Source organism: Kytococcus sedentarius DSM 20547, assembly GCF_000023925.1.
Classification (GTDB): Bacteria; Actinomycetota; Actinomycetes; order Actinomycetales; family Dermatophilaceae; genus Kytococcus; species Kytococcus sedentarius.
Genome location: NC_013169.1, coordinates 2,700,335 through 2,725,698, shown reverse-complemented (window position 1 = coordinate 2,725,698; position 25,364 = coordinate 2,700,335). Strand labels below are relative to the sequence as shown.

General features: G+C 71.3%; 25 protein-coding genes and 2 pseudogenes. 16 read left to right on the top strand and 11 right to left on the bottom strand.

Annotated elements, in window-relative coordinates:
- Nucleotides 1-90 precede the first annotated feature (90 nt).
- The 6 genes from rpsF to KSED_RS12955 all read left to right on the top strand — a co-directional run bounded on the left by rpsF (nt 91) and on the right by KSED_RS12955 (nt 4,858).
- On the top strand, nt 91-378 hold the full coding sequence (gene rpsF / locus KSED_RS12980; protein WP_015780530.1) for a 30S ribosomal protein S6: 288 nt from the start codon (nt 91-93) through the stop codon (nt 376-378).
- 85 nt (nt 379-463) lie between these two features.
- A complete protein-coding gene (locus KSED_RS12975; RefSeq protein WP_015780529.1) occupies nt 464-1,033 on the top strand; it encodes a single-stranded DNA-binding protein in 570 nt (189 codons plus the stop codon).
- Between the two features lie 107 nt (nt 1,034-1,140).
- On the top strand, nt 1,141-1,386 hold the full coding sequence (rpsR, locus tag KSED_RS12970; RefSeq protein WP_015780528.1) for a 30S ribosomal protein S18: 246 nt from the start codon (nt 1,141-1,143) through the stop codon (nt 1,384-1,386).
- A gap of 33 nt (nt 1,387-1,419) precedes the next feature.
- The gene (rplI, locus tag KSED_RS12965; protein ID WP_015780527.1) at nt 1,420-1,866 is read left to right on the top strand and encodes a 50S ribosomal protein L9; all 447 of its coding nucleotides are present in this window, start codon (nt 1,420-1,422) and stop codon (nt 1,864-1,866) included.
- An 85-nt stretch (nt 1,867-1,951) separates the two neighbouring features.
- Complete coding sequence (locus KSED_RS12960; RefSeq protein WP_115306699.1) at nt 1,952-3,985, top strand: bifunctional copper resistance protein CopD/cytochrome c oxidase assembly protein; 2,034 nt, start codon at nt 1,952-1,954, stop codon at nt 3,983-3,985.
- A 39-nt stretch (nt 3,986-4,024) separates the two neighbouring features.
- Nucleotides 4,025-4,858 carry a carbon-nitrogen family hydrolase gene (locus tag KSED_RS12955; RefSeq protein WP_015780524.1) on the top strand — a complete coding sequence of 278 codons (834 nt, stop codon included), beginning with the start codon at nt 4,025-4,027 and terminating at the stop codon, nt 4,856-4,858.
- Between the two features lie 10 nt (nt 4,859-4,868).
- On the opposite strand, the gene KSED_RS12950 is transcribed toward KSED_RS12955, so the two are convergent.
- From KSED_RS12950 to KSED_RS12940, 3 genes are all read right to left on the bottom strand, one after another.
- The gene (locus KSED_RS12950; protein WP_143827392.1) at nt 4,869-5,501 is read right to left on the bottom strand and encodes a hypothetical protein; all 633 of its coding nucleotides are present in this window, start codon (nt 5,499-5,501) and stop codon (nt 4,869-4,871) included.
- A 43-nt stretch (nt 5,502-5,544) separates the two neighbouring features.
- Nucleotides 5,545-6,198, bottom strand: coding sequence for a hypothetical protein (locus tag KSED_RS12945; protein WP_015780522.1), 654 nt, complete (start codon nt 6,196-6,198; stop codon nt 5,545-5,547).
- Nucleotides 6,199-6,361: 163 nt separating this feature from the next.
- On the bottom strand, nt 6,362-8,215 hold the full coding sequence (locus tag KSED_RS12940; protein ID WP_015780521.1) for an acyl-CoA dehydrogenase: 1,854 nt from the start codon (nt 8,213-8,215) through the stop codon (nt 6,362-6,364).
- A 232-nt stretch (nt 8,216-8,447) separates the two neighbouring features.
- Here KSED_RS12940 and bioB point away from each other — a divergent pair, with 232 nt between their 5' ends.
- The gene (gene bioB, locus KSED_RS12935) at nt 8,448-9,452 is read left to right on the top strand and encodes a biotin synthase BioB (RefSeq protein ID WP_015780520.1); all 1,005 of its coding nucleotides are present in this window, start codon (nt 8,448-8,450) and stop codon (nt 9,450-9,452) included.
- A gap of 1 nt (nt 9,453) precedes the next feature.
- Nucleotides 9,454-9,735, top strand: coding sequence for a biotin synthase auxiliary protein BsaP (gene bsaP / locus KSED_RS15840; protein ID WP_441295091.1), 282 nt, complete (start codon nt 9,454-9,456; stop codon nt 9,733-9,735).
- 10 nt (nt 9,736-9,745) lie between these two features.
- Here the strand turns inward: bsaP and KSED_RS12925 are convergent, their stop codons facing one another.
- The 6 genes and pseudogenes from KSED_RS12925 to KSED_RS12905 form a co-directional block, all read right to left on the bottom strand.
- Nucleotides 9,746-11,353, bottom strand: a complete 1,608-nt coding sequence (locus KSED_RS12925) for an HNH endonuclease signature motif containing protein (protein WP_015780519.1) — start codon at nt 11,351-11,353, stop codon at nt 9,746-9,748.
- Between the two features lie 207 nt (nt 11,354-11,560).
- Entirely contained in the window at nt 11,561-12,751 is a 1,191-nt protein-coding gene (locus KSED_RS12920) for an ArsO family NAD(P)H-dependent flavin-containing monooxygenase (protein ID WP_015780518.1), read from the bottom strand.
- A 15-nt stretch (nt 12,752-12,766) separates the two neighbouring features.
- A pseudogene (locus tag KSED_RS15810) lies at nt 12,767-13,162 on the bottom strand (arsenate reductase/protein-tyrosine-phosphatase family protein); the annotation flags it as partial.
- A 42-nt stretch (nt 13,163-13,204) separates the two neighbouring features.
- Nucleotides 13,205-13,651, bottom strand: a pseudogene (locus KSED_RS15805) (arsenate reductase ArsC); the annotation flags it as partial.
- Complete coding sequence (gene arsB, locus KSED_RS12910) at nt 13,648-14,757, bottom strand: ACR3 family arsenite efflux transporter (RefSeq protein ID WP_015780516.1); 1,110 nt, start codon at nt 14,755-14,757, stop codon at nt 13,648-13,650. The pseudogene KSED_RS15805 and the gene arsB, both read right to left, overlap by 4 nt.
- On the bottom strand, nt 14,754-15,236 hold the full coding sequence (locus KSED_RS12905) for a VOC family protein (RefSeq protein WP_015780515.1): 483 nt from the start codon (nt 15,234-15,236) through the stop codon (nt 14,754-14,756). Before KSED_RS12905 ends, arsB begins: the two co-directional genes overlap by 4 nt.
- A 107-nt stretch (nt 15,237-15,343) precedes the next feature.
- Here KSED_RS12905 and KSED_RS12900 point away from each other — a divergent pair, with 107 nt between their 5' ends.
- Nucleotides 15,344-15,673, top strand: coding sequence for an ArsR/SmtB family transcription factor (locus KSED_RS12900; RefSeq protein ID WP_015780514.1), 330 nt, complete (start codon nt 15,344-15,346; stop codon nt 15,671-15,673).
- Between the two features lie 49 nt (nt 15,674-15,722).
- On the opposite strand, the gene KSED_RS12895 is transcribed toward KSED_RS12900, so the two are convergent.
- On the bottom strand, nt 15,723-16,442 hold the full coding sequence (locus tag KSED_RS12895) for an arsenate-mycothiol transferase ArsC (protein ID WP_015780513.1): 720 nt from the start codon (nt 16,440-16,442) through the stop codon (nt 15,723-15,725).
- Between the two features lie 155 nt (nt 16,443-16,597).
- Nucleotides 16,598-17,755 (bottom strand): oxidoreductase, encoded by a 1,158-nt coding sequence (locus tag KSED_RS12890; RefSeq protein WP_015780512.1) that lies wholly within the window; start codon nt 17,753-17,755, stop codon nt 16,598-16,600.
- Between the two features lie 206 nt (nt 17,756-17,961).
- On the opposite strand from KSED_RS12890, the gene KSED_RS15150 reads away from it, so the two are divergent.
- The 7 genes from KSED_RS15150 to KSED_RS12855 all read left to right on the top strand — a co-directional run bounded on the left by KSED_RS15150 (nt 17,962) and on the right by KSED_RS12855 (nt 25,164).
- Nucleotides 17,962-18,330, top strand: coding sequence for a hypothetical protein (locus KSED_RS15150; RefSeq protein ID WP_198479763.1), 369 nt, complete (start codon nt 17,962-17,964; stop codon nt 18,328-18,330).
- An 11-nt stretch (nt 18,331-18,341) separates the two neighbouring features.
- Nucleotides 18,342-19,097 (top strand): ABC transporter ATP-binding protein, encoded by a 756-nt coding sequence (locus KSED_RS12880; protein ID WP_015780510.1) that lies wholly within the window; start codon nt 18,342-18,344, stop codon nt 19,095-19,097.
- A 5-nt stretch (nt 19,098-19,102) separates the two neighbouring features.
- Nucleotides 19,103-20,329 (top strand): hypothetical protein, encoded by a 1,227-nt coding sequence (locus tag KSED_RS12875; protein WP_015780509.1) that lies wholly within the window; start codon nt 19,103-19,105, stop codon nt 20,327-20,329.
- Complete coding sequence (locus KSED_RS14780) at nt 20,326-20,997, top strand: hypothetical protein (RefSeq protein ID WP_143827391.1); 672 nt, start codon at nt 20,326-20,328, stop codon at nt 20,995-20,997. The genes KSED_RS12875 and KSED_RS14780 overlap by 4 nt, the downstream gene beginning before the upstream one ends.
- 105 nt (nt 20,998-21,102) lie before the next feature.
- A complete protein-coding gene (locus KSED_RS12865; RefSeq protein ID WP_041290967.1) occupies nt 21,103-22,656 on the top strand; it encodes an ABC transporter substrate-binding protein in 1,554 nt (517 codons plus the stop codon).
- Between the two features lie 77 nt (nt 22,657-22,733).
- A complete protein-coding gene (locus tag KSED_RS12860) occupies nt 22,734-24,191 on the top strand; it encodes an alanine/glycine:cation symporter family protein (RefSeq protein WP_015780506.1) in 1,458 nt (485 codons plus the stop codon).
- 25 nt (nt 24,192-24,216) lie between these two features.
- Nucleotides 24,217-25,164, top strand: coding sequence for an ABC transporter permease (locus KSED_RS12855; RefSeq protein ID WP_015780505.1), 948 nt, complete (start codon nt 24,217-24,219; stop codon nt 25,162-25,164).
- Nucleotides 25,165-25,364: the final 200 nt, after the last annotated feature.

The window sequence follows — 25,364 nt, the reverse complement described above, 5'->3', positions numbered from 1 at the left end:
CAGCATGGTGCCGGTGGGCGCGACGACCGATGTGACCCTCCTGCCACGGAGAGACCGTGGCCGCCGAGACCGAAGGAGGTGGGTTCACGCATGCGTCAGTACGAACTGATGATGATCATCGACCCCGAGATCGACGAGCGCACTCTGCCCACGATGGTGGAGAAGCTGCTCACCGTCGTGAAGACCGATGGTGGCTCCGTCGACGAGACGGACATCTGGGGCCGTCGTCGCCTGGCCTATGACATCCAGAAGAAGTCCGAGGGCCTGTACGCGGTGGTCACCCTGACCATGGGGACCGACACCGCCAAGGAGCTTGACCGCCAGCTGGGGCTCAACGAGTCCGTGCTGCGCTTCAAGATCCAGCGTCCGACTGCCTGAGGCAGCGGTCCGCACGGACCGCGACCCCAGACGTCACGACTGAAGATCATCTGCACGATCACCTGCATCGAGAAGGAGGCCGGTCATGGCCGGCGAGACCGTCATCACCATCATCGGGAACCTCACCGCTGACCCGGAGCTGCGCTTCACGCCCAGCGGCGCCGCGGTGGCGAACCTGACCATCGCCTCCACCCCCCGCACGTTCGACCGTCAGGCGAACGAGTGGAAGGACGGCGAGACGCTGTTCATGCGCTGCTCCATCTGGCGCGAGGCCGCGGAGAACGTGGCCGAGTCGCTGAAGAAGGGCCAGCGCGTCATCGCCCAGGGGCGGCTGAAGCAGCGGTCCTTCGAGACCGATGGCCAGCGTCGCACCGTGGTGGAGATGGACATCGACGAGATCGGCCCGTCGCTGAGGTACGCGACGGCCAGCACCACCAAGACCCAGCGGTCCGGTGGCGGCGGCTTCGGAGGCAACTCCGGTGGCGGCGCACCCCAGGGCCAGGGTGGCGGCGGTGGCTGGGACTCCCCGCAGGGATCCAACCAGCAGAACAGCGACCCGTGGGCGACCGGCGGCAACAGCGGGGGCAACCCCGGTGGCGGCCAGCCCCAGGGGTCGTGGGACTCGGCTCCGAACTACGACGAGCCCCCCTTCTGATCCTCAGCCGCACCCATCCCGAGCAGTTGACCCCCCGGTCGCCCGCTCGGGCTCTCAATCACCGGTGACCCTCAGCGTCACCACACCTTTCGAAGGAGAGCACCACGATGGCCAAGTCCGTTGTGCGCAACCCCAAGCCCGTGAAGAAGAAGGCGAACCCGCTCAAGGCCGCCAAGGTCGAGAAGATCGACTACAAGGACACCGCCCTGCTGCGGAAGTTCATCTCCGACCGCGGGAAGATCCGCGCGCGCCGTGTGACGGGCGTGTCCGTCCAGGAGCAGCGCCAGATCGCGAAGGCCGTGAAGAACGCCCGCGAGATGGCCCTGCTGCCGTACTCGAGCTCCGCTCGCTGATCGCGGTAACCGAGAGTTCGAGGAGGAGAAGCCATGAAGATCATCCTGACCAATGAGGTGAGCAGCCTCGGTGAGCCGGGCGACGTCGTCGAGGTGAAGGACGGCTACGCCCGCAACTACCTGCTGCCCCGCAATCTGGCCACCCCGTGGACCAAGGGCGGCGAGAAGCAGGTGGAGGCCATCCGCGCCGCCCGCGCCACGCGCGCGGTGAAGTCGCTGGAGGAGGCCGAGCACCAGAAGTCGCAGCTCGAGGGCCGCGCCGTCAAGGTGAAGGCCGCCACCACCGGTACCGGCCGCCTGTTCGGTGCCGTGACCTCCGGTGAGATCGCCGAGGCCATCGTGGCCGCCGGTGGTCCGCAGGTGGACAAGCGCCGCATCGAGACCGCCGGGCACATCAAGTCCCTGGGCGACCACACCGCCACGGTGCGTCTGCACCCGGAGGTGCTGGCCACGGTCAAGCTGCAGGTCGTCGAGGCCTGAGCGCCCGGCTGCACCGTCGAACGGGCCCGTCCCCTGAGGGGGCGGGCCCGTCCGCGTCCCCGGCGCGACAAACTACGCTGTGTCGATGATGTCCTCTCCCGCCACGCCGTCGCCCCCCGCCCCCTCCGATGCGGGGGAGCGCCCCACTGCGACCGAGCGCCGGGGCGGGGCGCTCTGGGGGGTGCTGCTCGGCTGGGCGGCCGTCATCGTCCTGGTGGCCGTCGTGGCCTCCTATCTCAGCGGGGCCACGCGGCAGCTGCTGCTGGTCGACGCCGGAGCCCTCGTCCGCTGGACGCTGCCGGTGGTCCGGGGGCTGCTGGTCGCCGGCATGGCCGCCACCATCGGTGCCCTCGGCGTGGGGGCCTTCATCGTGCCGGAGCGGCGGTCGACCCACCGGCTGGCCGTGATGCGCCGGGTGGCCGTGGCCGGGGCCCTGGTCTGGGGGCTGGCCGCGTGGGCGCTGTCGGTCCTCACCTTCAGCGAGGTGCTGGGGGTGCCGATCGGCGGCGAGGGCTTCTGGCAGCAGTACTTCGCCTTCTGGTGGGAGCTCGACTTGCTGGTGCAGGTGCAGATCACCGGGGTGCTGGCCCTGGTGGTGGCGGCCTTGGTCGGCTGGAGCACCACGCGCCGCGGCCTGCACTGGGGCTTCTGGATCGCCATCGTCACCACCCTGCCGCTGGCCTTCACCGGGCACTCCGGCGGCACCCTCGACCACGACGCCGCGGTGAACGGCTACGGCGCCCACCTCATCGGCGTGAGCGTCTGGGTGGGCGGACTGCTCGGGCTGGCGCTGCTCTGGGGGGGTCTGGGGCAGGACCGCGCGGTCGCCGTGCGTCGCTACTCGACCGTCGCGCTGTGCGCCTTCGTCGCCACCGGTGCCAGCGGCGTGCTGAACGCCAGCGTCCGGGTGGACTGGGGCGATCTGCTCACCACGGCCTATGGCCAGCTGCTGCTCGCGAAGGTGGCGGTGTTCGCCGTGCTCGGGGTGTTCGGCTACCTGCAGCGCCGCCGGGTGGTGGACCGGGTGGCGGCCGGCGAGACCGGGGGTGCCTTCCAGCGACTGGCCACCGTGGAGATCGCGGTCATGGCCCTGGCGGCCGGTCTGGGCTCGGCCCTGGCGCGCACCCCCACCCCCGTCCCCGAGGTCACCGGGGAGGCCCTCGGTGACCCGGCCATCGGCCTGACCGGCTACCCGCGCCCGCCCGAGCTCACGCCCTCGAGCTGGCTGACGCAGTGGCAGGTGGAGTGGCTGTTCAGCACCGTCGCCGTGGTGGCGATCGGCCTCTACCTGTGGGGCTGGGTGCGCCTGCGTCGCCGGGGGGACTCCTGGCCCTGGCACCGGCTGCCGATGTGGATCCTCGGCTGGCTGCTGTTCGCCTACGTCATCAACGGCGCCCCCACGGTCTATGGCCGAGTCATGTTCTCCATGCACATGGTGATGCACATGACCCTGATGATGGCGATCCCGCTGCTGCTCGTGCCCGCGGCGCCGGTCACGATGGCGCTGCGCAACCTGTCGGCGCGCAAGGACCGCACCATCGGCCCCCGTGAGTGGCTGCTGGGCTTCGTGCACTCCCGCTACGCGCAGGTGATCGGGCACCCGGTGGTGGCCGCGTTCATCTTCTTCGTCTCGCTGGTGGTCTTCTACTGGTCGCCGGCCCTGGAGATCGCCCTGACCACGCACGGCGGCCACGTCGCGATGGTGGTGCACTTCCTGTTGGTGGGCTACCTGTTCGTGTGGACCCTGGCCGGGCCCGATCCGGGCGGCGTGAAGTGGCCCGCGCCGCTGCGCCTGGTGGTCATGCTGGCCACGCTCGCGGGCCACGCCTTCTTCGGGGTGGCCATGATGATGGGCAACTACCTGTTGGCGCCGGACTTCTTCCGGACGCTGGACCTGCCGTGGGTGGACTCCCTCATCGCCGACCAGCAGCTCGGTGGCGGCATCGCGTGGGGTATCGGCGAGCTGCCGGTGGTGGTCCTGGCGATCATGGTGGGCCTGGAGTGGGCCAGCTCGGACGACCGGGAGCGCAAGCGCTACGACCGCAAGGCCGGCCGGGACGACGACGCCGAGCTGCGGGCCTACAACGAGCACCTGTCCCGGATGGGGGAGCGCCGGTAGCGGGTCCCGGCCGTCCGGGGTGCAGGTAGCGTCGGTCCCATGAGCGAACTCTCCGTGAGCGTCATCCAGGTCTCCTACGGCGACGACGAGCCGATGGCCGACCGGATCCAGCGCGTGGCGGACCTGGTGCGTGCCGAGCAGGGGCAGGACCTGGTGGTGCTGCCCGAGCTGTGGCCGGTGGGGGGCTTCGACGTCAAGCACTGGGACGAGCGCGCCCAGATCGTGCCGGCACCCGGGCCCGTGGAGGCCACGGGTGACCCGGAGCGGGCCGTGGTGGAGGCCCTGTCTGCCGCCGCGCGCGAGGCCGGGGTGACGCTGCACGGCGGCTCCACGGTGGAGCGCAGCGCCGAGCCGGGCCCCGAGGGCAAGCACCTGTGGAACAGCTCGATGCTGTTCGCCCCCACCGGGGACCTGGTGGCCACCTACCGCAAGGTGTACCGGTTCGGGTTCGACTCCGGCGAGGCGCGCACCATCGAGGCCGGGGCGGACCTCGTGACGGCCCCGGTGGGCCCGTTCACCGCACATCTGGCCACCTGCTTCGACCTGCGCTTCCCCGAGTACTTCCGTGACGGCCTCGATGCGGGGGCGGACCTGCTGATCGTCCCCGCGGCCTGGCCGATGGCCCGCCGCGAGCACTGGCGGGCGCTGCTGCGGGCCCGGGCGATCGAGAACCAGATGCCGGTGGTGGCCTGCAACACCGCTGGGACGCACGCCGGTGACCACGAGATGGGCGGCGCGAGCGTCATCATCGACGCCAACGGGTCGGTGCTGGCCGAGGCGGGGGACTCCCAGCAGGTGCTGCGCGCGGTGATCGACGACGAGCACACGGCGCAGCAGCGCAAGAACTTCCCGGTCCTGGCCAGCCGGCGCTGAGGCCGGTGGGTCAGTCCTCGATCTTGGCCACCTGCTCGTCGACGACGTCGGCGAGCTCGTCCTGGGTGACGCCGGTGCCGAAGGCGTAGACGAGGTTGTCGCCGGCGGTGCGGCCCCCCATCCACGCCTCCACCACGTTGCCCTGCACGTCCTGCCGCATCATCACGCCGCGGACGTCGCCGTTCTCGAAGGCCTCGAAGGTCGTTGTCATCTCCACGCCGCCCTCGCTGCGGGTGACCTCCCCGCAGGTGCCCAGCTCGTGGGTGACGTCGACGAGCTTCTTGGGCTCCTTTGTGACGCCGGCGACCTGCAGCTCGAGGCTGGAGTCCTCGCCGGCGTCGAAGCGTGCCGAGGCCGAGCTGCTGAGGAACTCGGTGTGGTCGATCGAGCTGAACTCCTCCAGGGCCGCGCGGCACTCCTCGCTGGTGTCCGGGGCCGATGCGGGGTCGTACTCCCCGGCGGACTGCACGCCCGTGCTGACCGTGCCGCGGGTGTACCCGTCGAGCGGGAACTCGTCCTGCGTGAGGAGCGCCTCCTTCGCGCCGGCCTCGTCGAGGGCGTCGGGCCCTTCGCCGCAGGCGGCGAGCGTGGAGACGGACAACAGGGCGGCCAGCACGCTCACGGTGCCTCGACGACGCATCATGTGCCCGAGTGTGGCAGAGGCTGGAGCCGTATGGGCACCGGCCTCAGTGATCCTCGATGGCCTTGCTCTGCTTCTCGATGATCTTGGCGGCGTCGTCGGCGTTGACGCCCTGCGTCATGGCCATGACGAGGTTGTCGTCCACCGTCTTGCCGCCCAGGGCGAGCTCCTGCTTCTGGCCGGCGGCCTCCATGGTGATGGTGGTGCCGGTGAAGTTGTCCTCGTCCACCTCGTCGAACTTCACGGAGATCTCGATGCCCTGCTGCTCCTGCTTCAGCTCCTCGCAGTCGGTGCCGAGCTTCTTCAGGGCGTTGATGAAGTCCTCACCGTCCTTCTTGGTGCCGCCCACCATGAGGGAGACCGTCTTCTCACCGTTCTCGTAGTCGGCGCTGGCCTGGGACTCCAGGTAGTCCTTGGGGTTGAGCTCGCCGAGCCCGTCCATGGCCGACTTGCACTCCTCGTTCAGCTCGCCGAACGGCGCGAAGGAGTCCTTGAGGCCGTCGGTGTCGAGGTTGTCGTTGTCCTCGACGCCCTCCTTGACCTCGCCCTGCTCGAAGCCGTCCAGCGGGAAGTCCTCGCTGCTCAGGAGGACCTCCTTGGCGCCGGCCTGGTCCAGGGGCTCGGTGCCGCCGCAGGCGGACAGGGTGCCGGCGGCCACGAGGCCGGTGGTGATCAGGGCCAGGGTGCGGGTGGTGCGCATGGTGTCTCCTCGGGTGTGTGTGCTGATTGCCCTCACGCTAGACGGCCCGGGGTGCGGAGAGGTCACACCGCAGGCGGAGCGGCGCGCCGGGAACCGGGGCCCGGGTACACCGAGGGGCGGCCCCCGCATCGTGCCGGAGGACCGCCCCTGGTGAGAGGACTTCTCAGAAGGCGCTCTCGGGCAGCTCCATCAGCTCGCCCGTGGTGGACTCCGCAGCCCGGCGGTCGGCCCCGATGCGGGGCAGCACCTCACGTGCGAAGAAGGTCGCCGCAGCGATCTTGCCGGTGTAGAAGTCCTGGTCGGCGCCCGTGGCGGCGTCGACCTTCTCGCTGGCCACCTGGGCCTGGCGCAGCAGCAGCCAGCCGATGATGACGTCGCCGGCCGCCATGAGCAGGCGGCTGGACTGGAGCCCGACCTTGTAGAGCTCGCGGGGCTCGCCCTGCGCGGCCTGGGCCCAGCCGGTGAGCAGGCCGATGAACTGCTGCAGCTCCACCAGCGCCTTGCCGAGCTGCTCACGGGCCTCGCCGAGCTGCTCGGCGCCACCGGCCTGGAGGAACTCCTGGATCTCCTGGGCGACGGCCCCCAGGGCGGTGCCCTGGTCGCGCAGGATCTTGCGGAAGAAGAAGTCCTGCGCCTGGATGGCGGTGGTGCCCTCGTAGAGGGTGTCGATCTTGGCGTCGCGGACGTACTGCTCCAGCGGGTAGTCCTGCAGGAAGCCCGAACCGCCGAAGGTCTGCAGCGACTCGGTGCCCAGCAGCACCCAGGCGCGCTCGGAGCCGACGCCCTTGACCACGGGCAGCAGCAGGTCGTTGATGCGCTCGGCCAGCCCGGCCGGGGAGTCGGCGGCTGGTTCCTGGCCGGTCTCGGCGCGGTGGGCGTGGGCGGTGTCCTGGAAGGTGGCCGTGTACTGCACCAGCGCGCGCAGGCCCTCGGAGTAGGCCTTCTGCAGCATCAGGCTGCGGCGCACGTCCGGGTGGTGGGTGATCGTCACGCGCGGGGCGGTCTTGTCCCCCATCTGCAGCATGTCGGGGCCCTGCACCCGCTCCTTGGCGTACTCGAGCGCGTTGAGGTAGCCGGTCGACAGGGTCGCGATGGCCTTCGTGCCCACCAGCATCCGCGCGTACTCGATGACCTGGAACATCTGGGCGATGCCGTCGTGCACGTCGCCGAGCAGCGTGCCCACGGCCGGGGTCGAGGGGTCCTCGCCGAAGCGCAGCTCGCAGGTGGTGGAGACCTTCAGGCCCATCTTGTGCTCGACGTTGGTGACGTACGCGCCGTTGCGCTCGCCGAGCTCACCGGTCTGCGGGTCGTAGTGGTGCTTGGGGACCACGAACAGGCTCAGGCCCTTGGTGCCAGGGCCGGCGCCCTCGGGGCGGGCGAGCACGAAGTGGATGTTGTTCTCGTAGAAGTCGGCGTCACCGTTGGTGATGAAGCGCTTCACGCCGGTCAGGTGCCAGGTGCCGTCCTCCTGCTGGACGGCCTTGGTGACGCCGGCACCCACGTCGCTGCCCGCATCGGGCTCGGTGAGGACCATCGTGGCGCCCCAGTGGCGGTCGATCATCAGCTGGGCGAGCTGCTTCTGCTCGTCGGTGCCGTTGTTGAACAGGATGTTGGCGAAGCTGAAGCCCGCGGAGAACATGAACACGGCGGGGTTGGCGCCCAGGATCATCTCGGCGATGGCCCAGTTCACGCTCGGGGTGGCCAGCGTGCCGCCGAGCTCGGGCTCGAGGTTCATGCGCCAGAACTCCGCGTCCGCCCAGGCCTTGTAGGACTTCGAGAAGGCCTCGGGCATGGTCGCCTCGTGCGTCTCGGGGTCGAAGGTCGGCGGGGTGCGGTCGGACTCGGTGAAGCTGGCGGCGATCTCGCCCTCGGCCAGACGGGCCACCTCGTGCAGGACCTCCCGGGCGGTGTCCGCGTCGACCTCGCCGTAGGGGCCGGCGCCCAGGACGTCCTGGCGGTTGAACACCTCGAAGAGGTTGAACTCCAGGTCTCGGACGTTGGACTTGTAGTGGCTCATCGGTGCCGCTTCCTCCTCGATGTGGTGCGCCGTGCTGACCGCGGGGGCCCACCCCGGGGCCGGGTGCCCGTGGGCACACGACTACCCGGTGCGCTGTGTCACACCCATGGTGCACCCGAGGGGGAGGTACATGCAACACCGCGCACCGGGTACCGGCGCCCGGTGTGGGCGGTACCCGGTGCGCGGTGCACCCCGTGACGGGGCCGGTGTTGCATGGGACACACTGCGGCTCATGACTTCCCAGAACGACATCCTCACCGTCGCCCGCGAGCAGGTCCTCGAGAACGGCGTCGGCCTCGCCGCCGACCAGGTGGAGCAGGTGCTGAACCTCCCCGACGAGCGGGTCGAGGAGCTGCTGGCCCTGGCCCACGAGGTGCGGGTGCGCCACAACGGTGAGGGCGTCGAGGTGGAGGGGATCGTCTCGCTGAAGACCGGCGGCTGCCCCGAGGACTGCCACTTCTGCAGCCAGTCCGGCCAGTTCACCTCCCCGGTGCGCGCGGTGTGGCTGAACGTGAAGGAGCTCATCAAGGCCGCGCAGGAAACCAAGGAGACCGGCGCGAGCGAGTTCTGCATCGTCGCAGCCGTCCGCGGGCCCGACGAGCGGCTCATGAAGCAGCTGCGTGACGCCATCGCGGCCATCAAGGCCGAGGTCGACATCGAGATCGCGGTCTCGGTGGGCATGCTCACCGCCGAGCAGGTCGCCGAGATGGTGGACATGGGCGTCCACCGGTACAACCACAACCTGGAGACGGCCCGCTCCTACTTCGACCAGGTGGTCACCACCCACACCTACGACGAGCGCCTCGACACCTGCCGCATGGTCGTCGAGTCCGGCATGGAGCTGTGCTGCGGCGCCCTGGTGGGCATGGGCGAGTCCGTGCGCCAGCGGGCGGAGCTCGCCGCCGAGCTGGGCGCGCTGGAGCCGCACGAGGTGCCGCTGAACTTCCTCAACCCGCGTCCCGGCACGCCGTTCGGCGAGCTGGACCCGATGGGCGCCCAGGACGCGCTGCGCACCATCGCGGCCTTCCGGCTGGCCCTGCCGCGCACCATCCTGCGTTTCGCCGGCGGCCGCGAGATCACCCTCGGGGAGCTGGGCACGCGGCAGGGGCTGACCGGCGGCATCAACGCGATCATCGTCGGCAACTACCTGACCACCTTGGGGCGCGACCCGCAGCAGGACCTCGACCTGCTCGACGAGCTGAAGATGCCCATCCAGGCCCTGAGCCGGACCATCTGAGGTGGCGGACCGCGAGAACCGAGTCAGGCGCGACCCGGTGGACGGCGCAGACCGTGGGCGCCACCGGGACCGTGACGACACCGAGGAGCCCGCGTACTGCGGCCACTGCGGTGAACCGCTCGTCGGCCGGGGCGGCGATCCGCAGGACCACGCCCCCTGTGTGCGACGTCTCGAGCTGGAGCCGCCCCGGTACTGCCCCGACTGCCGCCGACGCATGGTCGTGCAGGTGACGCCCCGGGGGTGGACGGCGTCCTGCTCCCGCCACGGGGTCACCACGGGCTGAGGCTGCACGGTCATCGCGGCACCCCCGTGGGACACCGCTGGAACCGCAGAACGGCACGGCCCTCGTCGTCGTGGCTGATCGTGTGCCTGAGCGACGGGTCCTCGAGGCGGCGGTGGTGACGGCCACAGAGCGGGATCGCGTTGCCGAGGTCGGTGGCACCGCCCGCCGCGCCCGGAGGCGCCCCCGGTGACCCCGCAGCCCAGTCCGGTGGTCCGGCCCTCGTGACCCCGGAGGCCCAGGGGTCAACGTGGTGGATCTCGCACCAGGCGAAGGGGCGGTCGCAGTGCTCCTCGGCGCACTCGGTGTAGCGCAGTGCCAGGGCTCGGCGCTGGGTCTCGGTGAACAGCCGGGTGCGCCGCCCCAGGTCCAGTGGAACCGAGTCCCCGCCCAGGACGACCGGGACGATCCCGGCCCCTGCGGCCAGTCGCCGTACCTCACCGGCCGACACCTCGGTGCCGGAGTCGGTCAGGCCCACCCGGTCGGTCTCGCCGCGCAGGCTCTCCAGGGTTGTGGTCACCAGCAGGGTCACAGTGGTCCGGCCGCCCAGCTCGTGGGTGGGCAGGTGGTCGATGAGTTCGCACAGCGCCTTGCCCTTCTCGTGGGCCCAATCGATCTGCCGGTCCTTCCATGCCAGCCCGTCCGGGTCCGGTGATGCCTCGGTCAGGGTCCCGTCGGAGCCCGAGGTGCCGTCCCCCGAGGACGCGCGGGCCAGCCGGCGCGGCGCGACGAGGGCGTCCAGGGCCTTGCCGAGCATGTGTCCCTGGAGCGTGGGGAGCGTGAACTGCCCGTGGACGGTGCCGTCGCCGTTGTCCCGCATCCAGAACGACGCGGACTCCCACGCTCGCTGCTCCTGCGTGCGCACGCGGTCGTTCTGGTGCGCATCGACCTCCTGCTCGGGGACGCCGAGCTCCGCCATGACCCGGCGGGCAGCGCGACGCAGGGACCGGGGTGTGAGGTGTTGGGCCCTGGCGACCAGGATCTCCTCGGCCCGCAGCCGCAGGTCGGCGGACACCTGCCCGGGCAGGGCCTCGAGCTCCTGCAGGATGATCAGCGCGTGGTCCTGGGAGAGCACTCCCGCATCCAGCGCTCGGGCCAGTGGGCGCGGTGCTCGCGAGGCGGTCGCATCGCCTGCCGGGCGATCGGTGACGGGCGTCCCCGGGTCTCCGGCACCCTCCGCGGTGCTCTCATCGCCCGCGGCACCCCCAGCACCCCCGTCGCCGCATGGCGCGGGATCCCCCAACGCCTCGGCCAGCACCGCATCGCGCCACGTCTCCCGCGTGCTGCGGGAGTTCTTGGAGGCCGCGAACTGGGCGTCGTCGTCGTGCACCGCGCGCCCGGAGGCCCGCGCTGCGGCCAGCACGGTGTGCGAGCGCACCCGCACCTGCTGCCCTTGCTCCGCCAGGCGTGTGGCGGTCCGGGTCAGCCACGCGAGCTCGGTGGGTCCCGCGGGGAGGTCCGTCTGCGCCCCGGCCGCAGTGAGGGCCACCAGCAGTCCCTCCAGGGCGGCCTGTGCCTGACCGAAGGACTCCACGACCCCCCGCCATGTGTCCTCGGGCTCCGGGGCCGCGAGCTCGACGGCATCCCGCGTCGCGTCGCGCACGCCGGCCGGCGGCGCCATGCCGCTGTGCTGAGCCGGTGGTCCGGCCATCGCTCTGGGCACGGTCGTCACCCCCTGGTACCGGTCGCTCGTCGGGCCCCCTGCCCGACTGCCTGTGCACAGGGTAGTACAAAAGAACGAGTGAATGCAACTCCATGCTCGTACATGTGGATGAGTGGCTATCGGCCCCCGTGACCCACACCCAAGCCTGTGGACAACCCGCTTCGCTCACCCCAGCAGGTCGGCGATCTCCCGCACCGCGGACCGTGCCGGCCGCCCCACCCCGATGAGCGTCGCCGACGCCGGGCCGGCCCAGTCGCCGTACCCCATGAGGTGCAACCGCGGCTCCCCGGCCGCCCGCGTCATCGACCCCTGGGCGACCGGCACCCGCCCGGCGGCCCCCCGCAGGCCGAGGGGGTGCAGGTGACCCAGCGCGGCCCGGTAGCCGGTGCACCAGACCACGGCGTCGAGGGAGAACTCCTCACCCGCCGCGGCTGGGGGGTGGTTCCACGTGGAACCGTCCGGAGCCTCCCCGGGCGCCGCGCCCCACACCGCCCCCGATGCCGTGAGCCGTTCCACCATCGGCACCGCACCCAGCCGCCCCTCCGCCAAGGACCGCCGCACCTCCGGCACCTGCACGATGTCGCCCAGCGCCGCCACGCCCCCGTCGTCCTCCCGGCCCGCGTCCAGCGCTGCCCGCCGCGCGGTCGCGACGTCGAACAACACCCGGCCGTCCACCTCCGGCGGCATGAACCGTGGCGCCCGTCGCGTCGCCCACACGACCTCGTGCGATGCGGTGAGCTCCGCAGCCAGCTGCGCCCCGGTGTTGCCCCCACCCACCACCAGTACCCGCCCGGGCGGGAGGGAGTCCGGTCCCCGGTAGTCCGCCGAGTGGATCTGCACCCCGCGGAACTCCCGCATCCCCGGTACGCTAGGCCAGAAAGGCCTCGACCAGGTGCCGGTCGCGCTGACCACGGCGCGAGCCGCCCAGCTGACCGCCCGACCGTCGGGGGACCCGTCGACCAGTCGGTGACCGTCGACCACCAGGCGCTCGCCGTCCCCGTGCCGGACCGCCTCCACCCGCACCGGACGCTGGACGGGCACCTCGTACCGCTCCTCGTAGGCCCGCAGGTACTCCTCCACGTGCGCCCGTGAGGGGAAGGCGCCCTCCCCGGTCCAGCCCGGCATCAGCCACCCGGGGAGCGAGGAGTACTGCGGCGGGGAGAACGCGTGCAGGCTGGGCCACATCCGTGCCCATGCCCCGCCGGGCTGCTCCGCGTCGTCCAGCACCACATGGTCGATGCCGGCGCGGCGCAGCCAGTAGCTCGTCGCCAGCCCGGCCTGGCCGCCGCCGATGACGACGACGCCGACGGCCCGGGATGGGGCCTGGCTGCCCGTGGACGCCCTGGGGGAGGTCATGCCCCCGAGTCTCCCTCAGGCCAGCTCGGCCGCCAGCTGGTCCACCTTCGCGGCGATCTCGTCGCGGATCAGCGCCATCCGCTCGGAGCCCTCGACGCCGCGCTCGCTGGGCTCGTCCACGGTCCAGCGCCGCACGTCCGCCGGCAGGTGACCCTCCAGCTCCGGCCCGGGCTGCGCGCCACCGACGAACACGAGCACGTCCGTCGCCGCAGCCAGCTCGGGCGTCAGCTGCTTGGGGTGCTCCCCGGCCAGCGAGGCGCCTGCGGCGGCCAGGCTCTCGGCGGACTCGCCGTTCACCCCGGCATCCCGCGCCGCCGCAGCCACGCCGGCGCTCAGCACCTGCACGCCGGCTACGCCGCGCGCCCGCATCAACCCCGCGGCCATCTGCGACTTGCCGCGGTTGGAGTTGCACACGAAGGTCACCACGCGCTCGTCCGGGCGCGGCCACGACATCGGCTCGAGGCCGAGCGAGCGCAGCATCTCCTCCACACGGGTGCGGATCTCGTCGCGCACGGGCCGGACGGCCTCCACCGGCTGCCCGGCCGGGTCGTCCAGCGCCCAGTCCTCGCGGCGCACGCCGGGGACGTAGGGGCACTCGTCGCCGCACCCCATCGTGACCACGACGTCGGAGGCCTCCATGTCCTCGCGCGTGAGGACCCGCGGGGTGACCGCGCCGATGTCGATGCCCACCTCGGCCATCGCCTCGACGGCGGCGGGGTTCACCGCATCGGCCGGCTGGGAGCCCGAGGAGCGCACCTCGAGGCGGTCCCCGCCCAGCGCCCGCGTCCACGCGGCGGCCATCTGCGAGCGGCCGGCGTTGTGGACGCAGACGTACATCACCGACGGGCGGGCGGCGCGCGCGGCGGGGCTCACCCCATCGGGGCCGGTGGTGGGGCTCATGCGAGGTCTCCTGCGGTCGAGGGCGAGGTGGACGGGGTGAACAGGCGACGGCGCAGCCACAGGCTCACGTAGACGAGCCCGACCAGCACCGGCACCTCGATGAGCGGGCCGACCACGCCTGCCAGCGCCTGCCCGGAGGTGAGTCCGAAGGTGGCGATCGCGACGGCGATGGCGAGCTCGAAGTTGTTGCCCGCGGCGGTGAACGCCAGCGTCGTGGTGCGCTCGTACCCCATCCCCAGCGCCCGGCCCAGGGCGTACGAACCGCCCCACATGAGGACGAAGTAGGCCAGCAGCGGCAGCGCGATGCGGGCGACGTCCAGCGGGCGCGAGGTGATCTGTTCACCCTGCAGGGCGAAGAGCACCACGATGGTGAACAGCAGCCCGTACAGCGCCCACGGGCCGATGGCCGGCAGGAAGCGGTTCTCGTAGCGCTCGCGACCCATCCGGCGCTCCCCGAGGTGGCGGGTGAGGAAGCCGGCCACCAGCGGGATGCCCAGGAAGATCAGCACGCTCTTGGCGATCTGCCAGGCGCTGACGTCCAGCCCGGTGGTGTCCAGGCCGAGCCAGCCGGGCAGGACGGCCAGGTAGAACCAGCCGAGCAGGCCGAACATGAACACCTGGAAGACCGAGTTGATCGCCACCAGGACGGCGGCGGCCTCGCGGTCACCACACGCGAGGTCGTTCCAGATGATGACCATCGCGATGCAGCGGGCCAGGCCGACGATGATCAGGCCCGTGCGGTACTCGGGCAGGTCGGGCAGGAAGATCCACGCCAGGGCGAACATCAGCGCCGGGCCCAGCACCCAGTTCAGGAGCAGGGAGCTGCCCAGCATGCGCCGGTCGGCGGTCACCGTGTCGAGGCGGTCGTAGCGGACCTTCGCCAGTACCGGGTACATCATCACCAGCAGGCCGATGGCGATGGGTAGCGAGATGCCGTCCACCTGCACGGTGTTGAGCGCCTCGCCCACCCCGGGCACGATGCGGCCCAGCAGCAGCCCGGCCACCATCGCGGCGCCGATCCACAGCGGCAGGTAGCGGTCCAGGGTGGAGAGGCGCCCGGTGACCTGGGCGTCGGCGGCATCCGGTCGGGCTTGGGTGGTGGTCACCGGGGGTCCTCTCGGTGGGCGGTCGGGGGCAGGGCGTCGGCGGGGTCGTCGTCGGTGATCGTGTAGACCTCCCACTCGATTCCGTCGGGGTCGTGCACCCAGACCTTGCCCTGCCGGGCGTAGCAGCAGGTGGTGTCGTCCTCGTCGAAGGTGGCCAGGCCGGCGGTGGTGAGGCGCTCGCGGGCGGCGCGCACCTCATCGACGGACGCGACCTCGATGCCGAGGTGGTTGAGCGAGCCCGGCGCGGTGGTGCAGCACCCGGGTGCGGCGTCCGCAGCCGGCGAGGTGTTCGGGGCATCGCTCGGCGGGGTGGCGTTCGGCGTGCCCTCGATGAGCACCAGCTTCAGCGGCGGCTCGGCGACGGCGAAGTTCGCGTACCCCCGGCGGCGTTTGTGTGGCGCGGTGCCGAGGAGCTGGCTGTAGAAGGTGACGGACTGCTCGACGTCGCTGACGGTGAGGGCCAGCTGGATGCGCGACATGCTCGACTCCCGGGTCGGGGTGGACACGGGGCGCGCCACGAAGTGAGGGGAATGACGCGCCCGTGCATCGACAACTGTCGATGAAGGAATCGTGACACAATGCATCGATGGACGTCAATGTGTGCTGTGGTGGGCTCCCGGTGGCGATCTCGGACGCGGAGGCCGAGCACACGGCATCGGTCATGAAGGCGCTCGGGCACCCGGCGCGGGTGCGGCTGGTGGCCGCCATCCGTGCGGCCGACGGTGGCGAGGCGTGCGTGTGCGACCTGCAGGAGGTGGTCGACCTGGCGCAGCCGACGGTCAGCCACCACCTCAAGGTGCTGGTCGATGCGGGGCTGCTGACGCGCGAGAAGCGGGGGCAGTGGGCCTGGTACGCACTCGACCAGCAGGCGTGGGCGGCGGTGGGGGGCTCTTCGCCTGAGTCGCGGCACGAGTGAGCCCGGCGGGTGCGACGAGGCACCGGCCGGGCTCACGGCATCAGGTCCGTCAGGCGGGCTGGGCCTCGCGGGCCGTGGTGGGGGCTTGGGTGCGGCTGCCCTGCTTGGTGGCCTGGTAGGCGGCGGCCTCCTCGGGCGAAAGGACGGAACCCTCGCCCAGGAGGGACTCGATCAGCGCGTCCACGCGGACCTTGAGCTCGTCGCGGGTGGCGCGCACGGACTCGACGTCGTCCTCGTCCAGGGTGATGTGCCAGTCCATGTGCTGCTTGGCGGTGAAGTCCTCGCCCAGGTCGGGGCTGGCGATGCTCACCACCACGTCGGCGGCGTGGAGCACGTCACGGTTCACGGCGCGCGGGTACAGGGTGGTGGTGTCGATGCCGTGCTCCTGCATCACCTGGATCACGGCGGGGGCGATCTCCTCGGCGCGGCGGACCCCGCCGGAGAGCACGTGGATGCGGCCGCCGGAGTACTTGTCCGTCATCACGGCGGCCATCTGGGTGGCGCTGGCGTTGCGCGGGCTGACGAACATCACCACTGGGTGCCCAGTGACCGTGGCGCCGCGGGCGTGGGCCAGGGCCTGGAGGTTCTCCTTGGCGTAGCGCTCGGCCAGCACCGGGATGTGGTCGCGGACCCTGGCGGTGGCCTCCATGTCCTCGCGGACGGCGTGCAGCTCGCGGGCCACCTCATCGCGGGTGAACACGGCGTCGAACTCGCTGGCCAGTCGCTCCACCGCGTGCTCGTACTGCTGGGCGGTGCCGATGATGGTCATGGGTGCCTCCTGCGTGCGGCGGGGCGCCCCGTGCCTCCGCCCCGGTACTTCACCCAATGTTAACCCAGTGTTCACTTTCGAGGAAGGGTTTCGGTGCCCGGCGAGTTGGGCTGGGCCGGTGTTTGGCCCGCCAGCCCGCCCGCGCCCCGGGCGGCTCAGGCCAGCCGGTCCACCCGGGCCCGCTCGTACTGCCCGATGGTCACCGGCTGCGCCCCCAGCTCCGATGCGGCGCGCATCCACCAGTGCGGGTCCGCCAGAGCCGCCCGCGCGAGGAGCACCGCATCGGCCTGCTCCTGCCCGACGATCGTCTCGGCTTGGTGCGGCGAGCTGATCTCACCCACCGCCCCCACCGGTACCTCGAACCCGGCCTCCCGCAACGCCTCGCGCATGGCGGTCGCGAAGCGCACCTGGTAGCCCGGCCCGGAAACGATCTTCGGCGCCGGCAGGTTGCCACCGCTGGAGACGTCCACGAAGTCGACCCCCAGTTCCGCCGCGGCCACCACGAACCGCTGCAGCGAGGCCACGTCGCCCTCGACGTCCTCCCAGTCGGTCGCGGAGATGCGCAGCAGCACCGGCATCGAGTCCGGCACGCGGGCGCGCACCTCGCGCACCACCTCCAGGCCGAAGCGGTGGCGGCCCTCCTCGGAGCCACCCCAGGCGTCGGTGCGCGTGTTCACCAACGGCGAGATGAACTGGTGCACCAGGTACCCGTGGGCACCGTGGATCTCGACCGCGTCGAAGCCGGCTGCCACAGCGCGCTCGGCCGCGTCGCCGAACGCGGTCACGGTGGCGCGGACCTCCGCATCGGTCAGCGCGCGGGGCGCGGCGTACTCACCGAACGGCGCGTCGGTGGGCGCCACGGTCTGCCAGCCGGCGGTCTCGACGCTGTCAGCGCGCCCCTCCGCATCGGCCCCCACCGGTACCGAGCCCGTGCGCCCCTCGGTGTCGAACGGCCGCCAGGTGGAGGCCTTGCGCCCGGCGTGCGCGAGCTGCACCGCGGTGGTCACGCCCGTGCCCAGGCCGTGCACGAAGTCGTTCACGCGGCGCCAGCCGGCCACCTGCTCGTCGTTCCAGATCCCCGCGTCGTGGGGGGAGATTCGGCCCTCGGGGGTGACGGCCGCTGCCTCGGTCACGATCATCGAGGCTCCGCCGGTGGCGAAGGCACCCAGGTGCACCAGGTGCCAGTCGTTGGGCACGCCGGGCGCGGTCACGGGGTCGCAGGAGTACTGGCACATCGCGGCCACCCACGCCCGGTGGCGGACCTCCAGATCGCGCAGCGTGAGCGGCTCGAACAGGGCGACGGGGCGGGGCATGGGTCCTCCGATGGGGTGGGCGGGCGTCCGCCACGACAACGCGTCCGAGGCTGAAGCGATTCCGCCGGGGCCCGGATCGGTCCTTCACCTGCAGGGCTCACGCCAGGTAAAGGTTTCCCCAAGATGATCTCCTCATGGTGGACATCGTGTGTGTGTGTGGGATGCAGATGTCGGCAACCGCCGGCGCCTCACACACCGGAGGAAGCATGAACAAGAAGTTGACGGGTTTGATGGTCGCGGCGGCGACGATCTGTGCCACGCCCATGATCGCCCAGGCCGCCGGCACGACCGACGGTTCCGGGTGCAAGATCTACGCCTCGAAGCCCTACGCCGCCAGCGGTGGCGTCGTCAAGGGCTACGTGTCGCGATTCGGATCCGCCTGCAGCAGTAGTGACGTCACCGGCAAGTTGATTCATGCTCGATGGGGGCCGGACCTGGTCGTCGCCGACTACACGGGCTACCTGAAGGGCGAGCGCAAGTACCTGTCCACGCGAGGAACGAACGGCGACGTGTACTTCACCAAGATCTACGGGACCTCCGGCTCGTCCGTGGCCTCCGACCGATTCACCTTCTGATCAGGAGCGACGTGCAACTGCAGGCCTCAGGGCTCACCAAGAGATACGGCAGCAGGACCGCCCTCGATGCGGTCGACCTCACCCTCGAGCCCGGCGTGTTCGGTCTGCTGGGGCCGAACGGAGCGGGCAAGAGCACGCTGATGTCGATCCTCGCCACGCACGTCGCACCGACCGCCGGTTCGCTGGCCATCGGGGACCATCGCGTCTTCGAGGGTCAGCGGCCCGGCCCGGGTCTGGAGGGGGCCCGCCGCCTCATCGGCTACCTGCCGCAGAAGTTCACGATCATGAGTTTCTCCAGTGTCCGCCGCAACGTGGAGGTCGCGGCGTGGGCGCAGGGGGTCGATGCGGCGGGGGTGCCTGCCGCCGCGAGCCGTGCTCTGGCACGGGTTGGCCTGGCGGACCGCGCCGAATCACGCGCCCGCTCCCTGTCTGGCGGTATGCGGCAGCGCCTCGGCATCGCCTGTGCCCTCGCCCACGACCCGCAGGTGGTGCTCTTGGACGAGCCCACCGCGGCTCTGGACCCGGTGCAGCGAGCCGGGTTGCGCGACGACTTGGCTGAGCTGGGGCGCGATCGCATCGTGGTGGTCACCACCCACATCGTCGAGGACATCGCCCACATCGCCCACCGCACCGTCGTGATGGACCACGGGGCCTTCCGCTTCGACGGCACGGTGGCCGACCTGGCGGGCCTCGGCGGGGCCGATGCCGTGTCCCCCCTCGAGGCGGGCTACCGCGCCGTCCTGGCTGACGCGGTGGCTGCGGCATGAGGCGCTTGGCTGCCGCTCACCATCCGCTGTCACTGCTGGTGCTGGCTGCCCTGGTGGCGCTCTCCTTTGCCGTGGAGGCACCCCGGGACTGGCCGCCGGCTGATTGGGGGCGCCTGCCCCTGACCGTTCGTGACTACGCGGTGTGGGCCGCTCTGCTCGGGGCGCTGTGGGGGGCGGTGACGGGTTTGCGGCACGGTCCCGGCAGCGTCGCCCCCGGGCGGTCGACCGGCCGCAGCATCCCCAGTCTCTTGGCCGGTGAGGTGGGTCCGCTGGTCGTCGCGTTGTGGGCGGGGGCCGTGATTGGACTGGTGCCGTTGACCATCACCCTCGCCCGGGAAGCGCCAGGAACGCTCGGCTTCGGGGACGCGATGGCGACCGTCGCCGGCATCGCGTTGCTGGCCCTGTGGCCGACCCTCGGGATGGCCCTGGGGACCCTGTTGGCGCGATGGGGGGTGCTCCTGGCTCCGCTGGTGACGCTGGCCCTGCTCTTCCTGCCGGCGCAGGTGCGAGGCACCCCGTTGGCCAGCATCACGCCGTGGTGGGGCAACGGTTTCCCCGCCCCCGGGTGGGAGATGGCCTGGCCCGCGACGCTCTCACGGCTGGCTGTGCTGGGACTGGTGGCCGGGGCCTTGCTGCTGCTGGCCGCGTGGCGGCTGGGCACCCCGCGAGGAGCCCGGCGACTCCCGGCCAGTGCCTTGGCGGCGGGGGCCGGTGCGGTCGCACTGGCGGCTGTCTCGGTGGTCCTGCGACCAGACGTCGTCACGGCCACCGGCGAGATGCGCTGCCTTGAGCGGGAGCACGTCACGCTCTGCTCGGCTCCGGAGGAGCAGGAGGTGGTGGAGGCCCTGAGCGGCCGGGTGGACGCGCTCGTGGCGGTCACCGGTACCGGGCCCGTCACGTGGGTGACCGAGGCCGTTGTCGATCAGCGGCCCGCCGATGGGGTGTTGCGGGGCTTGGGTCAACCGGACCGTTCCGCAGCGATGGGCACGACGACTGACCACGTGGCCTCGCGACTGGGCGGCGCCGGGTCCTGCGGTCGGGCAGCACCCCAGGAGCAGCACGACGCCGCGACCGACCTCACCCAGGAACTCCGCCGACGCGCCGTTCCCAGCTGGTCGCCCGCCCAGGGGACCGGTGTGGCGTCCTTGTCCGCGTCGGAGTTCCGCACCTGGTACGCCGAGCACCGGGAGCGGGTCGAGAACTGCGAACTCGACCGCGAGGACCTGCAGTGAGCCCCGGGCGCCTCTGGCTCGCGGGGCGCTCGCCCTGGTCAGCGGCTGTGGTGGCGGCCCTCGGGCTGGTGGCGATGTCGCTCAGCTGGGGGCAGGCGGTCCACCTCGACCTCACCCATCACCGGATGGTCCGTTTCTGGGAGGCGATTGCGGCGCTCACCGCCATCGCCACCGTCGCGGCCTGGGCGCCTTCGCACCGGCTGTGGGAGGTCGCCGGCCACCCGCGGCTGCGGTGGTGGGCAGCGGTCCCCTGTGTGGCCGTTGCCGTGGTGGCCGTCCTGCTCCCGACCCTGGCCAAGGAACTCGCCGGGTGGTGGCCCGCATCGGTGCGTGACGCCGTCAGCCAGGTTCCCGGTCACCCGGTCGAGGCGTTCGTCTACCCGGGGGTGGTCAGCCAGTCGGTGGGAGCCGGCCTGACCGCCGCCGGGTTGGCCCTGGCCGGCATCGGTCTGTTGGGTCGCTGGGTGGGCTCCCTGATGACGGTGGTTGTCGTGGCTGTCCTCGTGATCACCCAGGCGCTGCTGGGGGACATAGGCCTGCCGTGGGTGGTGGACGCCAGTGCTCCCCATCCTGCGGCGCAGTGGTCCGCGTGGGCCGTCTGGCTGGCGGGCTCGGCGGTGTGGATCTGGCGCACCACCCGTCCCACCCTGGCCGGTCTGGATTCCTGAGGGCGACCCGGCCACGCCCGCAACTGGCGGAATCACCCCCGCAGGGCGCAGACTGTGCGCCCATCGAGGGTGGCAAGGGTGCCGCCCCGTGATCTGGGAGTCACCGTGAACCGTTCCGTCGTCCGCGCCGCAGCCCTCGCCGGAAGCGCCCTGCTCGCCCTGACCGCCTGCAGCGCCGGTAGTCAGAACTCCGACGGTGGCCAGAGCTCCTCGGGCTCCTCCAGTCAGGGATCCGATGGGGCCAGCGGCCCCTCGGACGAGACCGTCACCCTGGGCCTGGTGGCCGAGCCCGCCACGTTGGACTTCCGCACCGGTGACGGTGCCGCGATCCCGCAGCTGCTGCTCGGCAACGTCTACGAGACCCTCGTGACCGTCGACCCCGAGTCCGGCGAGATCGTCGACGCCCTGGCCGAGTCCCACGAGATCTCGAAGGACCGCCTCACCTACACCTTCACCCTGCCGACCGACCGCACCTTCTCCGACGGCAGCGAGCTCACCGCGCAGGACGTGGTCTCCAGCATCGAGGCCGTGCAGGGCACGGCCTGGACCAGCTCGCTGAAGTCCCAGATGGACGTCGTCGAATCCGCCGAGGCCACCGACGACCACACCGTGGAGGTCACCCTGTCCGAGCCCAGCAACAGCTGGCTGTACGCGATGACCACCCGCGTCGGCGCGATCTTCCCCAGCGAGACCGATGCGGAGCTGGCCACCGACCCGGTCGGCTCCGGCCCGTACGACGTCACGGACTGGAAGCGCGGTGACCGCATCACCCTGGAGCGCCGCGAGGACTTCATGGGCGAGAAGCCCCACTTCGCCACCGCCGTGTTCCGCTACTTCAAGGACGGCACCGCGCTGAACAACGCGATGCTCACCGGCGACATCGACATCGAGACCACCGTGCAGGCGCCGGAGTCCCTCAGCCAGTTCGAGGGCAAGGACGGCCTGCAGGTCATCGAGGGCACCACCAACGGCGAGGTCGTGCTCAGCTTCAACCACGGCAACGCCACCATGCAGTCTGAGCCGCTGCGCCAGGCGATCCGCCACGCCATCGACCACCAGGCGCTGCTGGACACCTGCTGGGCGGGCAAGGGCGAGCTGATCGGCTCCATGGTGCCGCCCACCGACCCCTGGTACACCGACCGCACCGGCGACTTCCCCCACGACCTGGAGAAGGCCAAGGCCCTGGTGGAGGAGGCCGGCGTCGACCGCCCCCTGCGCCTGCGCGTGCCGACCCTGCCGTACGCCACCGAGTGTGGACAGGTGGTGAAGTCCCAGCTGGAGGAGGCCGGGCTGCAGGTGACCCTCGACCAGCTGGAGTTCCCCGCATCGTGGCTGGAGCAGGTGTACTCGAGCGCCGACTACGACCTGTCCATCGTCGCCCACGTGGAGCCGCGCGACCTCGGCAACGTGTTCGGCAACCCCGAGTACTACCTGCGCTACGAGAACCCCGAGCTGACCAAGGCCCTGCAGGCCGCGGACGCCGGCACGCAGGAGGAGCAGACCGAGCAGATGAGGAAGGCGGCCGAGATCATCAGCACCGACGCGGCCGCGGACTTCCTCTTCCTGCTGCCCAACCTGGTGGTGGCCGACGCCGACATCCAGGGCATCCCCACCAACGCCGTCACCGAGGGGTTCGACCTCACCGCCCTGCGCCGATGAGGTGAGCGTCCCCCGGGCGCGGGCGTCACCCCATGGGGAACTCCGGTTCCGGCCCGCGGCCCACGTACGCTGCCCCCATGGATGCTCTCGCCACCACCATCTCCGACATCAACGGGCGCTACTGGTACCTGGTGATCGTGCTCCTGGTCATCGCCGGTGTCTGGTTCACCCTCCGCACCGGCGTCGTGCAGCTGCGCCTGCTGCCGGAGATGGTGCGCAACATCCTGGAGAAGCCCGGCTCGGACTCCGACGACGGCATCTCCGCCTTCCGCGCCTTCACCGTCTCCGCGGCCTCCCGCGTGGGCACCGGCAACGTGGCCGGGGTGGCCGTGGCCATCGCCGTCGGTGGCCCCGGGGCGGTGTTCTGGATGTGGGTGCTGGCCATCATCGGCGGTGCAACGGCCTTCGTCGAGTCCACCCTGGCCCAGCTGTACAAGGTCAAGGGCGGGGACGGGTACGTCGGTGGGCCGGCGTACTACATCCGCGACGGGCTGGGCTGGAAGCCGGTGGCCGTGCTCTTTGCCGTGATCATCACGTTCACCTACGGCTTCGTCTTCAACGCCGTGCAGTCCAACTCGATCAGCTACTCGCTGCAGGACACGCTCTCCGGGGTGGAGAACATCGCTCTGATCACCGGCCTGGTGCTGGCGGGGCTGACCGGCGTGGTCATCTTCGGTGGCGTGAAGCGGGTCTCGGCGGTCACCGAGGTCATCGTGCCGGTCATGGCCACGCTGTACATCCTGGTGGCCCTGGTGGTCGTGGCGCTGAACATCACCGAGGTGCCGGCCATGTTCGCGCACATCGTGGGCCACGCGCTGGGCTTCAAGGAGGTCGCGGGGGCCGGCATCGGCGCGGCGCTGATGCAGGGCATGCGCCGCGGCCTGTTCTCCAACGAGGCCGGTATGGGTTCGGTGCCCAACGCGGCGGCGACGGCCTCGGTGAGCCACCCGGCCAAGCAGGGTCTGGTGCAGGCCCTGGGCGTCTACTTCGACACCATCATCGTCTGCTCGGCCACGGCCTTCGTGATCCTGCTGTCCAACCCCCAGTTCGGCGTCGACGACCCGCAGGGAATCGGCCTCACCCAGAGCGCCCTGCAGGAGCAGGTGGGCAGCTGGGCCGGGCCGTTCCTGTCGGTGGTCATCTTCTTCCTGGCGTGGTCCTCCATCCTGGGCAACAGTTACTACGGGGAGGCCAACATCCGGTTCCTGGCCGGCAAGCGCAACGCCCAGCTGGCCATCATCGTCTTCCGCGTGCTGGTGGTGCTGTGCGTGGTCGGCGGCGCGCTCGGCTCGGTGGCGCTGGTGTGGAACCTGGCCGACCTGGTGATGGGCTTCATGGCCACCATCAACCTCATCGCCATCCTGCCGCTGGGCGGTCTGGCCATCGCGATGCTCAAGAACTACGACGATCAGCGCAAGCAGGGCGAGGAGCCCGTGTTCCGCCGCTCCGAGCTGCCGCAGGCCCGGAACGTCTCGCTGTGGGGTGACGGCATGGGCATGCCCGAGGTCCGCTCCGCCGCGGGGGAGAAGCGGTGAGCGGCATGGACCTCGGGCGGGGCTGATGCTGCTGCGCCTGGCCTCCCGCTTCGCCGTCCTGCTGGTCAGCCTGGCGGTGGCGAGCCTCATCGTCTTCGCCGTGATGGCGGTGCTGCCCGGTGACCCGGCGCGGGTGGCCCTGGGGCTGAACGCCTCCGAGGAGTCCGTGGCGCAGATGCGGGAGGAGTTCGGGCTCGACCGCCCCTGGCCGGTGCGCTACACCGAGTGGGTGACCGGCCTGCTGACCCTGGACTTGGGGCAGTCCTACCTCTCGAGGGCGGAGATCGCCCCGCAGCTGGTGGACCGTTTCGCGGTCACCCTGTGGCTGGTGGGCACGGCGATGGCGCTCGCGGTGCTGGTCGCCGTGCCGCTGGGGGCCGTGATGGCCCTGCGGCACCGGTCCGGCGTGGGCGTGGTGCTCTCCGCGGCCAGCCAGGTGGGCATGGCGGTGCCGGCCTTCCTGGCGGGCATCCTGCTCATTGCCCTGTTCGCGGTGCGGTTGGGGTGGCTGCCTTCCGGCGGGTGGACTCCCCCCATCGAGGGGGCGGGGGAGTTCCTGCGCAAGCTGGTGCTGCCCGCGGTCTCGCTGGCGCTGGTGCAGGCGGCGATCCTGGCCCGCTACGTGCGCAACGCCGTGCTGGAGGTGATGGACACCGACTTCATCCGCACCGCGCGGGCCAAGGGGCTCACCCGGGGGCGGGCGCTGGCGCGCCACGGGTGGCGGAACGCCGCGGTGCCGGTGGTGACCGTGCTGGGCCTGTCGCTGACCTCGATGCTGGTGGGGGCCGTGGTCATCGAGCGCGTCTTCGTGATCCCCGGGGTGGGCTCGATGCTGGTGGACGCCGTCGCGCAGCGCGACCTGATCCTGGTGCAGGACGTGGTCATGGTGCTGGTGGCCATGGTGCTGGTGGTCAACTTCCTGGTGGACGTGCTGTACGTGGTGATCGACCCCCGCATCGGAGGACGCGCATGAGTGCCACCCCCTCGGCGCCGCCCAGCCCCTTCGCCCCGCCACCCCCTCGGCCATGTGGGCACCTGACACCTTCGAGGCGCGCGAATCACCGGCGTGTCGCGGACACTTGAGCACGAGACGACTGCGAGTTGCGGTGGGGGCCTGTCACACATGCGGTGCGGTGTGCGTCAAGGGTGTGTACGCACCACCCGACCAAGGAG

Coding starts and splice junctions, on each gene's coding strand:
- rpsR (WP_015780528.1), top strand. CDS start 1,141: ATGGCCAAGTCCGTTGTGCGCAACCCCAAGCCCGTGAAGAAGAAGGCG.
- KSED_RS12900 (WP_015780514.1), top strand. CDS start 15,344: ATGGACGTCAATGTGTGCTGTGGTGGGCTCCCGGTGGCGATCTCGGAC.
- rpsF (WP_015780530.1), top strand. CDS start 91: ATGCGTCAGTACGAACTGATGATGATCATCGACCCCGAGATCGACGAG.
- KSED_RS12925 (WP_015780519.1), bottom strand. CDS start 11,353: ATGGCGCCGCCGGCCGGCGTGCGCGACGCGACGCGGGATGCCGTCGAG.
- KSED_RS12895 (WP_015780513.1), bottom strand. CDS start 16,442: ATGACCATCATCGGCACCGCCCAGCAGTACGAGCACGCGGTGGAGCGA.
- KSED_RS12920 (WP_015780518.1), bottom strand. CDS start 12,751: ATGACCTCCCCCAGGGCGTCCACGGGCAGCCAGGCCCCATCCCGGGCC.
- KSED_RS12890 (WP_015780512.1), bottom strand. CDS start 17,755: ATGCCCCGCCCCGTCGCCCTGTTCGAGCCGCTCACGCTGCGCGATCTG.
- KSED_RS12960 (WP_115306699.1), top strand. CDS start 1,952: ATGATGTCCTCTCCCGCCACGCCGTCGCCCCCCGCCCCCTCCGATGCG.
- KSED_RS12975 (WP_015780529.1), top strand. CDS start 464: ATGGCCGGCGAGACCGTCATCACCATCATCGGGAACCTCACCGCTGAC.
- KSED_RS12950 (WP_143827392.1), bottom strand. CDS start 5,501: ATGATGCGTCGTCGAGGCACCGTGAGCGTGCTGGCCGCCCTGTTGTCC.
- KSED_RS12955 (WP_015780524.1), top strand. CDS start 4,025: ATGAGCGAACTCTCCGTGAGCGTCATCCAGGTCTCCTACGGCGACGAC.
- KSED_RS12945 (WP_015780522.1), bottom strand. CDS start 6,198: ATGCGCACCACCCGCACCCTGGCCCTGATCACCACCGGCCTCGTGGCC.
- bioB (WP_015780520.1), top strand. CDS start 8,448: ATGACTTCCCAGAACGACATCCTCACCGTCGCCCGCGAGCAGGTCCTC.
- KSED_RS12855 (WP_015780505.1), top strand. CDS start 24,217: ATGCTGCTGCGCCTGGCCTCCCGCTTCGCCGTCCTGCTGGTCAGCCTG.
- KSED_RS12905 (WP_015780515.1), bottom strand. CDS start 15,236: ATGTCGCGCATCCAGCTGGCCCTCACCGTCAGCGACGTCGAGCAGTCC.
- KSED_RS12860 (WP_015780506.1), top strand. CDS start 22,734: ATGGATGCTCTCGCCACCACCATCTCCGACATCAACGGGCGCTACTGG.
- KSED_RS15150 (WP_198479763.1), top strand. CDS start 17,962: ATGAACAAGAAGTTGACGGGTTTGATGGTCGCGGCGGCGACGATCTGT.
- rplI (WP_015780527.1), top strand. CDS start 1,420: ATGAAGATCATCCTGACCAATGAGGTGAGCAGCCTCGGTGAGCCGGGC.
- KSED_RS12940 (WP_015780521.1), bottom strand. CDS start 8,215: ATGAGCCACTACAAGTCCAACGTCCGAGACCTGGAGTTCAACCTCTTC.